Origin of the sequence: Nostoc sp. 2RC (assembly GCF_014222165.1) — a bacterium.
GTDB classification, from domain to species: domain Bacteria; phylum Cyanobacteriota; class Cyanobacteriia; order Cyanobacteriales; family Nostocaceae; genus Nostoc; species Nostoc linckia.
Window position 1 is genome coordinate 1 of the sequence record NZ_JACKZU010000220.1, and the last position, 13,669, is coordinate 13,669.

Here is a 13,669-nt window from a genome sequence, read left to right on the forward strand (position 1 = left end):
CACAACTTCCCCTTAGACTTGGCATCTGCCGAAGCGGCTCCTGTTGCAATCAGCGCTCCTGCTATCAACGGTTAATCCTTGCCCTAGTCCACTGAACTGAAAATTAAATAGAATCAAAAGCGCTCTCCATCAAGGAGGGCGCTTTTTAGTGTCAGTGAAGAATGCGATTCAATTTTCTGGTAACCCTGCTTGATACCAATTTGAAAAAATAATGCAACACATAGACAAGACCCCTCCCCTTAGTAAGGGGAGGGTGCCGTCAGGCGGGTGGGGTATCTGTCACAAACATTTTTTGAATCGGTATGAGTACAGTAAGGAACTCCAAAAAATAAATTATTCCCGTTAAAGAGTTGACTGTTTACTCTTAACTGTGAATCGTCAACAGTCAACAGTGTAGAGTCTTCTATAGAATATTTTTTTACTTGGAAGTGCCTTAAATTATCTTCTTCGGAAAAATCCTAACTTCTTGTTTATGAGCAAGCTACCAAGTCCAAAGAATGCCAGAGCAAAGTTAGTATTGGGTTCTGGTACTGAGGTGGCGTTATCAAGTGACTGAAATCGAATAAAATCCAATTCATAAGCTGAATTCACACAACAATTGGGGAAAAAAATGCTGTCATTAGACCCGTCGCCAAATGCAACAGTACCAACTACACTTTCGTCTTGTGGTGTTACACCAGTACGTGTTAGCACAGGAGTTGCAGTACCGGCAATAATGTCGTCAAAAGATTTATCCACGTAGACATTCAGATTGCCATCTGTATAGCTAATTGCATATTCACGAAAAACAGAAGTATCGATTGCGAAGCTATCCCCTACTAAGTCAGACCACTGTATACTGTTTTCGCCTATAGTTAATGAATTAGCCCGATCTAAGTTAGAACCCAAATAATTACCATTTGTGTCAAAAAATTGTTGTGCAAAGGGTGATAAACCCAAGCCATAGTCAAAAGAATTGAAAGAAGAACGCAGTACTTTTACACCCATCGAAATTATATAGTTAGTAGCATTAATGTTTCTGCTATACAGATGAACTGCTGTTCCGGTAGTACTAACACTTAATACATCACTGGGTTTACCAGTTAATTGTGGTATTACTGTTATCGTATCATTCGGTAATTCACCCAGAAAACTGTCTAATCGCCAACCAACAGCGTCGGGTGTACCACTTCCGTCAAAGAGAAATGTTGCTGCTTGTGCTGCATAAGGTAAACTAACACTAGCGCAACCGAGAACAACACCTATAGTGGAAATACCCAGTTTTTGAGTTAATTTCATGAGAAAATTTTGACAATTAAAATTGGATAATTTCGGTATTCAGTATTTTTACCATAAATATAAGTAGAACAGGGTAAATAATTAAAGTTTTGTAGTGAGAATTTTGGTTCTCAAAAAAGGACTAAAGTCCTTACTACGAACCGAATCTTATTTTTTACATTACTTAACATAGTTCGGTTTTTTCAAGTCGTTCTATTCAAACAAATAATGTAAAATACAAAAGTTTAAAACCGCGATCGAGACTGGCTTTTACCTCCTGCTTCCTGCTTCTACTTATCAGGGACAAGAATTAACATGAAACGGGCCTTATTAGTAATCGATGTTCAGAACGAATACTTCACTGGTAAACTACCAATAACCTATCCATCGGGAAGTTTAGATAATATTCTTCGAGTAATGAATATTGCTCAAGAGCGAAATATACCTGTGATTGTTGTTAGACATACACAACCGCTAGAAAACTCTCCCATTTTTCAAAAGGGAAGTCCAGAGTGGGAACTTCATCCGGAAATTGCCAAATATCCCTACGATCTCCTGATCGAGAAAAATTTGCCAGGAAGTTTTACAGCAACAGAATTAGAAGCTTGGCTCAGAGAGAGGAATATTGATACCGTCGTTATCTCTGGATACATGACCCAAATGTGTTGTGACACAACCGCCAGACAAGCCGCCCATTTGGGTTTTTCTGTAGAGTTTCTTGCTGACGCCACAGGAACCCTTGGATTTCAAAATAATGGAGGTAGTGCTACTGGTGAAGAACTTCATCGAGCAACTTTAGTTGCCCAAGATACTTTTATAAGTCAGGTAATCAATACTTCTAAATGGATTAATAATCTTGAAAATACCAAATGAGCCTAAAGCGTAACTGCGAAAAATAAATTATTCAGTTGAAGAGGTTATTTATAAAGTGAAAATAAAATTAATGTAGGGTGTGTTAGGCGCATATTTTCGATATGATTGGTCACGAAATAACTATCTTAGCGGCTAACGCACCGCGCATTGATGGATGGTGCGTTACAGCTTAATTTCATTATCTCTAAGTCCCAAATCCTTTCATAGCCGTAGCACACCCTACTTAAGATTTACTTTATAAATGGTCTCTAAGGTGTTGACTGTTCACAGTTAACAGTCAACACTCTTCTATGGAATATTTTTTTAGATTAACCCCATATCGTCGATACTGGGGCTTGAATTGTTTAGGGTAGTACAGCTAGTTGTACTACCCTACTACGTAAATGATTTATGAGAGTACTGGCTGGGCTTCTAGTTGCTGGGCTTTGTTCTTCAAAACAGTTGGTAATTCACTGTTGAAAGCCTCACCTTCAACCACTTGGGAGCGGAAACCGTCAACTCCAACTGGAACGTCGCCGGTGATGGTGGTGCGGTAGAGTACGCGCTCGACTTCTATATGATCTAGATCTTGAGGTGCTAAATGTGAGGTGGCGCGGTTATCCCAGAAGGCAATATCACCATTGTTCCAGCGGAAGCGGGTGGTGTAAGCAGGCTTGGTAATCTGGTTGAAGAATAATTCAAGCAGCAAGTCGCTTTCTTGTCGCGACACGTCAAGAATGTGGGAGGTGAAGCCAGGGTTTACAAACAACGCACGTTCGCCGGTTTCTGGATGAACTCGAACAACTGGATGAATGGAAACCAAGGGATTGGCCGCAATGCGTTGGGCAATCTTGCTGTTGCTAGGCAAATTCAAACGCGCATTAAAACGATGTTCGGCTTTAAGTGTGTCTGCAAGAGCGCGCACGGGTGCTGATAAACCCTCGTAAGCTGCAACCAAATTAGTCCACTGTGTGTCGCCACCAATGCTGGGAACGTTAACCGCACGCAAAATTGATGCCGCAGGGGGGTTGACAACGGCAGTCACATCGGTATGCCAGCGGCTTTCGTAGCTGGAACGCCGTAGACCGTTACGCTTTTCGTAGCGACTGCGGTCAATGGGTAGGATTTGTGAGAAACCTTCGATAGGCTCATCTTCGTGGGGATGTGCGTAGGTTACTTCGCCGAAACGAGATGTGAAGGCGATTTGTGCAGCGTGGTCAATGTTTTGATTCCGAAAGAATACAACTTTCCACTTCAATAGTGTTTGCCGAATTTCTTGGACTGCTTCATCGTGCAGAGGACGGGAAAGATCCACGCCACTGATTTCAGCACCTATGAAACCAGACACTGGTTTGACTTCAATATGCTTGTAGCTCATGTAAATTCTCCAGAGTTCAATCCGTTGAGGAGTTTTCGTAAAGTCCGCTTCCTTTGGTTGCTATCTACGGTAATCAAAGGAAGCGATCGCAACTCCAAAAATTATACGGTAACTTGATATATTTACCGTATAATAAATGTAAAGTTATACGAATTAGAAAACTCCAAAAATAAATTACTCCAATCTAGGTCTTGACTCTTGAGTGTTTACAGTCAACGATCGAGCACTTGAAGTAACTTGAGATTAGATAAACTGTTCGATAATTCCGCCACCTAAGACTTTTTCTCCGTCGTACCACACCGCAGCTTGTCCGGGTGTGATGCTGAATTGCGGTTCATCAAATACCAAGCGCACGCGGGAGTTTTCCAGAGGAATCACCGTTACGGGTGTAGGTGTGGAACGATAGCGAATTTGCACTTCGGCATGAATTGGAGTTGATGGTTCGGCAATAGAAACCCAATTTACTCGTCCTACAGTACATTCTGGCTGAGTTACTTTAGTGCGATCGCCAACGACAACTCGATTATTCACCGCATCTAATTCAACCACATACAACGGTTCCGCAGCGGCAATTCCTAAACCCTTGCGTTGTCCAATAGTGTAGTGATGAACACCATCATGTTTTCCCAAAATTTTGCCCGTGGTATCCACAATATCGCCTGGTTTGGGAGCTAAATATTTATCTAGAAATGCCCGCATAGAACCATTACTTTCCACCAAGCATAAGTCTTGACTTTCTGGCTTATCAGCAGTTTGTAAACCGTATTCAGCAGCGATACGACGGGTATCAGTTTTTTCCAATTCACCCAAAGGAAATATACTAGCTTCTAGTAAATCTTGAGATAAATCATAAAGGAAATAAGACTGGTCTTTGTTGCGGTCAACAGCCCTTAGTAACTGGTAACGTCCAGTGACTTCATCATAATTAATTCGGGCATAATGGCCAGTGGCAATGCCATCGCATCCCAATTTTTCGCGGGCATATTGTACCATTGGCCCAAACTTCACGGTTTTATTGCACTGAGAACAAGGCAAAGGCGTGATTCCAGCGCTGTAACCAGTCACCAAATAATCGACAATATTCGTTTGGAAGACATCCCGAATATCCACAATTTCGTGGGTAATGCCCAGTTGTTCGCAAATACCAGCCGCGTCGATCATACCTTCAGAGCAACATTGGCCTTTGCCTTTCATCAGCCAAAGGGTCAAACCAATTACTTCATAGCCTTGATGGTACAGGATAGCAGCGGCGGTGGAACTGTCAACACCACCCGAAAGACCGACGACGACTTTTTTCATACAAACCCAACACGGTAGTTGCGTGGTTGTCCAATTGTAGCATAGACTCTTCAAAGCCTTGCCGGCAAAGGGCTTTAGTTGACTGTTGACTGTTGACTGTTGACGGTTAACAGTCAAGGTGAAATTCCATATCCTTTGAGGGTGGATAAGCTTAGCAGCAACCAAATAGGTAGTTGTCACTCACCTACTTATCTAAGATTAGTAACAGATGTATTGTTTAGAACCTAAATGAGGTAATTTAACACTAACGCTATCTAATTGCTACAACAGCAAACTAATTATTTCCTGACGTAAATTGCCATTTAGATTACTTTCTAATTAATTATGTCTAGTGCAATACCAAGTCAATTTGTGCGATTTCAAATCTTCTCTTTGTTAATGGGAGGATGTTTTGTAGTGCTTGCCAACTCTATTCCAGCACAAGCACAAATCTCCAATAGCAAACTGCTACTAACCCAAGAATTTGAACCTTTACCGCCAGTTCCCTTTGCTCAAGAATCGCCGCAGTTACCACCAGCCGAACCAGCACAAACTTATCAAAGCGAACAATACTCTCAGCCATTAGAACCAGCACAAGTTTTTCAGCCTTCACAACCAACAGAGATTTATCAACCCGAACAAAATTTTCAGCCTTCTCAACCAACACAGTTTAGTCAATATAACCAAAACTTTGAACGCTATTTAGTTTTCGTAGATGCTAGCGATTTCCAGACCCTAGAACAAATACGTCGCCTAGAACCTAGTGCTTACGTTCGAGAATATCAAGGACGTAACGTCATTCAATCAGGAGTTTTTAGCAGAGTATCCAACGCCCAACAACGGGTGAATGAGTTACAGTCACGAGGCATTTATGGCGCACGAATTATCAGCTTTGCTAACGGACAGGAAACAGGCTATTTTGACGCAGGTAATAGAAATAGCGATCGCCGTTCTGCAAATATCCCAAAACAAGTCTCTAGATATTTTGTAGCCATTCCCACCACTTCACAAGAATTACCTGCGATCGCGGCTCAAATTAGACAGACTTTAGCTCAGTTCAGCCAAAATTTAGGACGATCTGGTGGTGTCCTGGAAAGAACGCAACCACGAGGGCCCCACGTAGCAGTAGGGCCTTTTGCTGACCGAGTACAAGCAGAAGAATGGAATAAGTATCTCCGAAACATCGGATACAGAAATGCTAGGGTTTATTACGGTAAGTGAATAAGTTGAGAGTGGGAAGTTAGGAATTAGGAGTTAGGAGTTATGAGTTAGGAGTTATGAGTTAGGCATCAAAAGAAGTTTTAGTGCAGAAATTCTACCCACCTTGCCAAGGTTAAAGCTAGCAACTAGCAGTAATATAAAACTCATAACTCTCAACTCCAAATTCCTAACTCCTAACTTCCAACTCCTAACTCCTAACTTCAAACTCCCAACTCATAACTCTCAACTCCAAATTCCTAACTCCTAACTCCCAACTCCTAACTGCTAACTCCTAACTCCCAACTCATAACTCCCAACTCATAACTCATAACTCCCAACTCCCAACTCCTAACTCCTAACTTCAAACTCCCAACTCATAACTCTCAACTCCAAATTCCTAACTCCTAACTCCCAACTCCTAACTCCTAACTCCCAACTCCTAACTCCTAACTCCTAACTCCCAACTCATAACTCATAACTCCCAACTCCCAACTCCTAACTCCTACCTCCTAACTCCCAACTCCTAACTCCTAACTTTTCACTCATTACTGATGTCAGATAGGCAAGAACAAATTTCACAAGTAGTAGTAACTGCTGAGCAAATGCGCGAGATTGAAGCGCGGATTTTTGCAGCCGGAATGCCTGTAGTAGCTTTGATGGAAAAGGTAGCAGGCTTAATTGCCCGTCGCATTCAAAATATTTACCCAAATCAAAAGGGCGCGGGGACATTGGGACGCGGGGACACGGAGAGTTCTTTCCCCACGTCCCCGCGTCCCCCCCTCTTTGCGTCTTCTTCTTTGTTCTTCTCAAATCCCTGTATAGGTATTCTCGTCGGCCCCGGTCATAATGGGGGAGATGCTTTGGTAGTAGCCCGTGAATTATATTTTCGTGGCTATGAAATTTGGATTTATTCGCCTTTTTCTCAGCTTAAGGAATTAACTTCACAGCACTTGCAGTATGCTCGAAGTTTGGGTATTCCCATTTATCAAGAAATTGAGCAATTACCGAATTCTGATTTGTTGATTGATGGATTATTTGGATTTGGTTTAGAAAGAAACCTCACCGATCCCATCGCCTCTGCAATTAATCAGTTAAATCAATTGTCTGTGCCAATTTTGAGTATTGATTTACCTTCGGGATTGCACACCGACACAGGTGAAGTATTGGGAACTGCAATTCGCGCCACTCACACGTTTTGCTTGGGTTTGTGGAAGTTGGCTTTTTTACAAGACCAAGCGCTGGAATATGTGGGTAAAGCTGAGTTAATTGATTTTGATATTCCTTTGGCTGATGTTGAAGCTGTTCTCTCAGAAGCACCCAGAATTAAACGCATTACACCAATAACGGCACTTTCGACTTTACCTTTACCCCGTCCAGCAATTACCCACAAATATAAGGAAGGACATTTACTGTTGATTTGTGGTTCGCGACGCTATGCAGGTGGAGCAATTTTAACTGCTTTGGGTGCGCGGGGTAGTGGTGTGGGAATGCTTTCGGTTGCGGTACCAGAATCTTTGAAATCTCTTTTGGTGTCACATTTGCCAGAAGCGCTGATTGTCGGTTGTCCAGAAACGGAAACTGGAGCCATTGCCCAATTGCAACTACCTACAAAAACTAATCTTAGTTCTTTTAGTGCGATCGCCTGCGGCCCTGGTTTAACAACAGACGCCAGTCCCATTGTCCAACAAGTCATAGAAAGCGATGTTCCTTTGGTTCTCGATGCCGATGCTTTAAATATACTTGCCGAAATTGCAACCATCCCCACTCTACAAAAACGCCAAGCACCAACTATCCTCACACCCCACACAGGTGAATTCCAGCGATTGTTCCCCAATATCACTGATGTTAAGCATCACAGAATCAAAGCAGTACAACAAGCAGCAGCGCAAACTGGAGCGGTAGTATTGCTAAAAGGTGCAAGAACCGCCATAGCCAACCCCCAAAATCAAGTTTGGATTATTCCAGAAAGTACACCCGCCTTAGCCCGTGGCGGTAGTGGCGACGTGTTAACTGGGCTACTTGGTGGATTGTTAGCCCAAGCGGCCACTAAACACATCCCAGTGGAAGATATTGCTGCCACTGCTGCTTGGTGGCACTGCCAAGCTGGGATTTTAGCAGCCCAAGAACGTACTGAGTTGGGTGTGGATGCGTTTACATTGGCACAATTTTTAATCAAAACTCTCAAGTCTAAACTCCAGTTGATTACTTATCATTAGGAATGATGTGGGGACGCTCTTACGCAAAGAATTTTTTTGATAAGTGATTAGGCGGACATAATATCATTTCATACGCAACGCTAATATTGTCATTGCGATCGCAACGAAGTGCAACGAAGCAATCCCAGGGTCAGGGGTGGATTATTTCTCTAGGAGATGCTTATCTGTGACACGCTGCGCGAAAGGAGTACGCTATCTCTCGTAATGACGAAATTACTTGATTTTTGCGTAAGTGCTGTTTGATTATAACTTTAGTTATATTTCTATTGATTATTAATAGTCTTCAACCAAAATTTTACCATCATAAAGTATGAGCTATAGACGAGGAAACGTTTCAATTTAATTCAGTCGTCAGTAGGAGGAGATTGATTCTATTATTTTTTAGACTAGCAGATAAAGATTATAGACAACTTGGGAACAGCATATGCCCCTTCACAAACTTGAACATTTCGATCCAAATTATCGAGAAACCTTTGGTGGAGATGACGTAAAATCACTGGATGTTTATACTGAAGGTGGACAAAAAATTGGCTTAGTTGTTGATGTTTTAGTTGATGATGATGGTCGTTTTCGGTATTTAATCATTGATACCACACTAGATTCTCTTCATAAAAAGATTTTACTACCAGTTGGTCTTTCACGTATCAATTATCCAGCAAGAACAGTCCATGTTGATGGATTGAGCAGGGAGCAAATAGAAAGGTTACCTGAATATCAGGAAATTGGAAATATTGATGCCGATTATGAAGAAAAAGTACGTAGTGTATTTCGTCCTTCAACCAGTAATCTAACTTATAATAATGCATACAGTTACCAAAAAGAACCAGCTTTATATGAGTTGAATGAGCAATATCATCAAACTTTTAGACTCTATGAAGAAAGATTGATTGCTAATAAGCATCGGGTGAAAACTGGGGAAGTAGCTGTAGGTAAGCACATTGAAACTGAAACCGCACGTGTTACAGTACCTATTCAAAAAGAAAGAGTTTTAATTGAACGAGTTGTGCCCACTGAAGTAGGAACTTTTGATAGCAACGAACTTAAGTTTCAAGAAGGAGAAGTAGCACGCATAGAAGTCTACGAAGAAACACCAGAAATACGTAAAGAAGCTTTTGTGCGGGAAGAAGTCAGAGTTAAGAAAGTAATAGAACGCGACACTGTGGAAGCACAAGATACAATTCGTCGAGAAGAGTTAAATATTGATACTGCTGGTGAATTACATATACAGGAAACTGATACTATTAAACATAAAAATATTTAATAGTTAGCAGTTACAATACCTTTCATGTAAATGAGATATACAAGGGTGGGTTGGAAAGCCCACTCTCAAGATTTATCAAAACAGCAATATTGGCGTTAGTCGCCAGAATTGAGAATTTACCTGAATGCGAGTGGTGGATGAATAAGTGGTGAAACACCACACTAAATCGTTCGCTTAGCGTCTTTTAGAGAAGATTTAGTAGTCTTAAATTAGACCAATTTTGATTTTAGATACTTCCACAGGCTTAGTGCAAGTTTGGGATTTTTGATGAAAAGCTTTTGCTACAAAGCTATTCTAAAAATTTCAAATAATACTTGTTATGCCAATTTGGTATTAGTAATTAATTGGAATTCCTTACTAATTGATTCTGACTTCTAAATTCTTCGGGAATTTAGTGTTGAATTGTGTTGTATTTTTATAAATTATAACAGGCAAATAAAATGATTTTTGCCTGTATTTCGGTCTGAAAAGTTTTTAATTCATTTTTCATAATAATCTATAACCTTTGATAATCCTTGATTAAAGAATTTATTTCGGTAGAAGGAGGTAAACAAGTGAATATATGTCTACCTTAGTTAATAAGGAAATGTAAATAAAAATTTTGAGGCTAAATAGAATGGTTCTTTACAAATTAGAAGATTTTGAGCCTAACTACCGGGATAGTTTTGATGGTCATGATATTAAAGGACTTGGTGTTTATACACAAGGGACTGATGAAAAAATTGGTAGTATCAACGATGTTTTAGTTGATGAAGATGGCCATATCCGTTATTTAGTTGTTGACTTAGGTTTCTGGATTTTTGGTAAAAAAGTTTTATTACCAATTGGTCGCGCTCGTATTGATTATAATAGCGATCGCGTTTACACCATTGGCTTAACTAGAGAGCAAGCAGAAGATTTACCAGAGTTCAACGAACGCCTCGCCCTTGACTATGACTACGAAGAACGGGTGCGTGGAGTATATCGTCGCCCTGGAGAATATACCACTCCCGTACAAGCATCAGCACCCGTAGAAGCATCAGCACCATTAGATAGCACCTATTCTACTCCTAGTTACAATCGTGATAGTTACAAATACGAAAACGATTCTTCTTTATTCAATTTGAATGAACAAGATCATCAAACTCTGAGATTGTATGAAGAACGACTAATTGCCGGCAAACAACGCCGCAAAACTGGAGAAGTAGCAATTGGTAAACACGTTGAAACCGACACTGCACGAGTCGCAGTACCAGTAGAAAAAGAGCGAGTTGTAATTGAGCGTGTAACCCCAGCAGATGCAGGTAGGCCTGTTTCTGCGCGTGAAGCAGACTTCCGTGAAGGTGAAGTTGCTCGCGTTGAACTCCATGAAGAAACTCCTGAAATTCGCAAAGAAACTGTTGTGCGTGAAGAAGTAAGAGTCAAGAAAGTCGTAGACCGAGACACAGTTGAAGCTCAAGAAACTGTGCGCCGTGAAGAACTAGACATAAATGCTCCTAATCTTCCCATTGAAGAACGTTAACAGTAAATAGGGATTGGGGAATAGAAGCTATTTCCCAATACTTAGCACCAAACACTCAGTCCCCAATACCAATACCCAATCCCTTTTTGTAATAGCTAACCGATGACGAATAACATTGGACATGCAAGCTCGAATATTCACACTAACACCTTACTAGCAAGTTTAAAAAATAAGGTAAAAAATTTTCTTGTCTTTGATAGTCAAGGTGAACTAGTGGGAAAGGTTCAGGATTTGATTGTGGATAGTAATCATCGGTTAAACTTAGTAATATCTAACCGAGTAAATCAACAAGTTCTATTATCTAATCAGGATTTAGCTGATAAAGATACTTCTTTTTTCTGGGTGCATAGCCAGAGAGTCAAAAAAATCGATAATCCCACTAAATCTGTTTTCATAGACTTCGATAAATCACAAATAGAGTATATGCCTGAATATTTAGCAGTAGAAACACCAGGCGAAGGCACACCGGAACTTTCACAAAATTCTACTCAAGAACTAGCTTATAATCAAACTATAAATAATTCTGTTAATCCATCAGAATTAGAAGATGTTACTGAAGAAAAAATTATTCGTTTATTAGAAGAACGACTAGTTGTTGAAAGCAATAAACATAAAATAGGCGAAGTCATTGTTCGCAAAGAAATCGAAACTCGGATGATACAAGTTCCTGTGCGGCGTGAAAAATTAATCGTCGAACAAGTCAGCCCAGAACACAAGCAACTTGCAGAAATTGATTTAAGTGATGGTGGAATTTCTGCACTGGAGTTGAATCTAGGAGAAACACTCGAACTGACAAACTTTAAAGGTGGTTTAACAGTCAGTGGTGAATTTAGTTCACCGAAAATTGCTAGTCTATTATTGAATGCGATCGCCCTAGAAAAAAATCACGGATGCCATCAGGTGCAAGTGGTAATTTCTGTTGCAGATGAATCACATCAAAAAAAATATCAAGAGTGGTTTGACCGCTGTTCCAAAGGTCAAAAACCAAAACCTGAATCATGAAGTCTGGGACTCTAACCCTTGGTCTAATTACAAATTATGAATTAATTTGAAGATTACTAAAGCTAATTTTGTGTAGTTCACGAAATTGAAATGTTTTCTAAATAAGTTTCTAGCAGATAAATCATTAGGGCGAGCATTGCACGCCCTATTTTTTTACTCATAATTTAATGTGAGTTTCCAACGGACGCGCACCAGTGGAAATAAACAAGTAAAGTCGCTTCTCTATGAGACGCTGCGCGAACACTCCAATTAAAAATAATTAGTGGAAGTTTGAACTTACCACCAATTGAAGACCGCCAAATCTGCATTACAGCAGTTTTCATCTATTTGAACCATATGTGTCGTAGGGGTGCAAAGCCTTGCGCCCCTAGCACGTGGTCTATTTACCTGAAAATTGCATTAAGTATGATATGCTTCCATTCTGAATTCTCAATTCTGACAGCAATGGCGATCCAGAAATTTCAATTCATCACAACTTGGTTGTAAGGCTAATAATAATACTTAGTTATAATTCTTTTGGCTACCCCAGATGAAATTTCGAGTCAAGCGACTTTCACGCAAACAAAAACAGCGTTTGCTCCCACGTATTGACATTCATATTCGAGATGGAAAGTTTGAAATTATGGGGATGGGTATATGGTACTACTATTGGCGCGATCCCTACCATCTGCTACTGACCATTCCCTGGCCTGGCTTTTTAATACTGATTTGTTTATCTTACATAACTATTAATGCTCTGTTCGCCATAGCTTACCTGCTAGGAGGAGATTGTATCGCCAATGCTAGGCCAGGATCTTTTTTGGATGTTTTTTTCTTTAGCGTCCAAACCCTAGCATCCATCGGCTACGGTGCGATGTATCCTAAAACAACTTACGCCAATATCATTGTTACCATTGAAGCGATGATCGGTTTGGTGGGAATTGCGGTCATGACTGGACTAGCCTTTGCTCGGTTTTCTCGACCAACCGCCCGTGTAATGTTTAGTCGTGTAGCGGTGATTACACCTCATGATACCAAGCCGACTTTGATGTTTCGCACTGCTAATCAGCGCCGCAATATGATTTTAGAAGCGCAGTTGCGAGTATATTTGATGCGCGATGAAATCACAGCAGAAGGTCAGTTTATGCGTAGAATCTACGATTTAAAACTGCTGCGGAACCAAACACCAAGCTTTTCCTTAAGCTGGTCAGTGGTGCATGTAATTGATGAGTTTAGTCCTTTATATGGGATGACCGCAGAATCACTAATACAAACAAATTCGATGCTGATGATTTCTTTGAGTGGTATTGATGAAACAGTTACACAGGTCGTCTATGCCCGTCATAGCTATAGCGCCCACGAGATTTTGTGGAATAATCGCTTTGTCGATATCTTCCACGAAACACCTGATGGACATCGCTACATCGACTACAATCGCTTCCACGATGTTTTACCTTTAGATGAGATGGAGTGAGAAATCAGGAGTCAGGAGTCAGGAGTCAGAATTCAGGAGTCAGGAGTCAGAATTCAGGAGTCGGAATTCAGGAGTCGGAATTCAGGAGTCGGAATTCAGAATTCAGGAGTCAGGAGTCGGAATTCAGGAGTCGGAATTCAGGAGTCAGAATTCAGAATTCAGGAGTCAGAATTCAGGAGTCAGGAGTCGGAATTCACAAGACTAATTATTGAAATCTTTTTACGATTTCAATAATTAGTCTTGTGAATTCCGACTCCTGACTCCTGAATTC

The 13,669-nt window shown here is 40.7% G+C and carries 10 protein-coding genes and 1 pseudogene; 8 read left to right on the forward strand and 3 right to left on the reverse strand.

Going from position 1 to position 13,669, the window contains the following annotated elements; genetic code table 11:
• Nucleotides 1-75: pseudogene (locus GNE10_RS22155) on the forward strand (photosystem II protein D1); the annotation flags it as partial.
• Nucleotides 76-438: 363 nt separating this feature from the next.
• On the opposite strand, the gene GNE10_RS22160 reads toward GNE10_RS22155, so the two are convergent.
• Nucleotides 439-1,278, reverse strand: a complete 840-nt coding sequence (locus GNE10_RS22160) for a hypothetical protein (protein ID WP_185567014.1) — start codon at nucleotides 1,276-1,278, stop codon at nucleotides 439-441.
• A 294-nt stretch (nucleotides 1,279-1,572) separates the two neighbouring features.
• Here GNE10_RS22160 and GNE10_RS22165 point away from each other — a divergent pair, with 294 nt between their 5' ends.
• Entirely contained in the window at nucleotides 1,573-2,130 is a 558-nt protein-coding gene (locus tag GNE10_RS22165; RefSeq protein ID WP_185567015.1) for a cysteine hydrolase family protein, read from the forward strand.
• Nucleotides 2,131-2,518: 388 nt separating this feature from the next.
• Here the strand turns inward: GNE10_RS22165 and GNE10_RS22170 are convergent, their stop codons facing one another.
• Together GNE10_RS22170 and mnmA are read right to left on the reverse strand one after the other, a co-directional pair.
• Nucleotides 2,519-3,487, reverse strand: coding sequence for a TauD/TfdA family dioxygenase (locus GNE10_RS22170; protein WP_185567016.1), 969 nt, complete (start codon nucleotides 3,485-3,487; stop codon nucleotides 2,519-2,521).
• Nucleotides 3,488-3,730: 243 nt separating this feature from the next.
• Nucleotides 3,731-4,786, reverse strand: a complete 1,056-nt coding sequence (mnmA, locus tag GNE10_RS22175; RefSeq protein WP_185567017.1) for a tRNA 2-thiouridine(34) synthase MnmA — start codon at nucleotides 4,784-4,786, stop codon at nucleotides 3,731-3,733.
• A gap of 324 nt (nucleotides 4,787-5,110) precedes the next feature.
• Here mnmA and GNE10_RS22180 point away from each other — a divergent pair, with 324 nt between their 5' ends.
• The 6 genes from GNE10_RS22180 to GNE10_RS22205 all read left to right on the forward strand — a co-directional run bounded on the left by GNE10_RS22180 (nucleotide 5,111) and on the right by GNE10_RS22205 (nucleotide 13,398).
• The gene (locus tag GNE10_RS22180; RefSeq protein WP_185567018.1) at nucleotides 5,111-5,986 is read left to right on the forward strand and encodes a hypothetical protein; all 876 of its coding nucleotides are present in this window, start codon (nucleotides 5,111-5,113) and stop codon (nucleotides 5,984-5,986) included.
• Between the two features lie 530 nt (nucleotides 5,987-6,516).
• Nucleotides 6,517-8,181 carry an NAD(P)H-hydrate dehydratase gene (locus tag GNE10_RS22185; protein ID WP_185567019.1) on the forward strand — a complete coding sequence of 555 codons (1,665 nt, stop codon included), beginning with the start codon at nucleotides 6,517-6,519 and terminating at the stop codon, nucleotides 8,179-8,181.
• A gap of 424 nt (nucleotides 8,182-8,605) precedes the next feature.
• Entirely contained in the window at nucleotides 8,606-9,442 is an 837-nt protein-coding gene (locus GNE10_RS22190) for a DUF2382 domain-containing protein (protein ID WP_185567020.1), read from the forward strand.
• Nucleotides 9,443-10,058: 616 nt separating this feature from the next.
• Nucleotides 10,059-10,943, forward strand: a complete 885-nt coding sequence (locus tag GNE10_RS22195; protein WP_185567021.1) for a DUF2382 domain-containing protein — start codon at nucleotides 10,059-10,061, stop codon at nucleotides 10,941-10,943.
• 102 nt (nucleotides 10,944-11,045) lie between these two features.
• Complete coding sequence (locus GNE10_RS22200) at nucleotides 11,046-11,945, forward strand: YsnF/AvaK domain-containing protein (RefSeq protein WP_185567022.1); 900 nt, start codon at nucleotides 11,046-11,048, stop codon at nucleotides 11,943-11,945.
• A gap of 529 nt (nucleotides 11,946-12,474) precedes the next feature.
• On the forward strand, nucleotides 12,475-13,398 hold the full coding sequence (locus tag GNE10_RS22205; protein ID WP_185567023.1) for an ion channel: 924 nt from the start codon (nucleotides 12,475-12,477) through the stop codon (nucleotides 13,396-13,398).
• Nucleotides 13,399-13,669 lie beyond the last annotated feature (271 nt).

Excerpts from the sequence above, each read along its gene's own strand:
- GNE10_RS22160 (WP_185567014.1), bottom strand. The coding sequence starts at position 1,278 with ATGAAATTAACTCAAAAACTGGGTATTTCCACTATAGGTGTTGTTCTC.
- GNE10_RS22165 (WP_185567015.1), top strand. The coding sequence starts at position 1,573 with ATGAAACGGGCCTTATTAGTAATCGATGTTCAGAACGAATACTTCACT.
- GNE10_RS22170 (WP_185567016.1), bottom strand. The coding sequence starts at position 3,487 with ATGAGCTACAAGCATATTGAAGTCAAACCAGTGTCTGGTTTCATAGGT.
- mnmA (WP_185567017.1), bottom strand. The coding sequence starts at position 4,786 with ATGAAAAAAGTCGTCGTCGGTCTTTCGGGTGGTGTTGACAGTTCCACC.
- GNE10_RS22180 (WP_185567018.1), top strand. The coding sequence starts at position 5,111 with ATGTCTAGTGCAATACCAAGTCAATTTGTGCGATTTCAAATCTTCTCT.
- GNE10_RS22185 (WP_185567019.1), top strand. The coding sequence starts at position 6,517 with ATGTCAGATAGGCAAGAACAAATTTCACAAGTAGTAGTAACTGCTGAG.
- GNE10_RS22190 (WP_185567020.1), top strand. The coding sequence starts at position 8,606 with ATGCCCCTTCACAAACTTGAACATTTCGATCCAAATTATCGAGAAACC.
- GNE10_RS22195 (WP_185567021.1), top strand. The coding sequence starts at position 10,059 with ATGGTTCTTTACAAATTAGAAGATTTTGAGCCTAACTACCGGGATAGT.
- GNE10_RS22200 (WP_185567022.1), top strand. The coding sequence starts at position 11,046 with ATGACGAATAACATTGGACATGCAAGCTCGAATATTCACACTAACACC.
- GNE10_RS22205 (WP_185567023.1), top strand. The coding sequence starts at position 12,475 with ATGAAATTTCGAGTCAAGCGACTTTCACGCAAACAAAAACAGCGTTTG.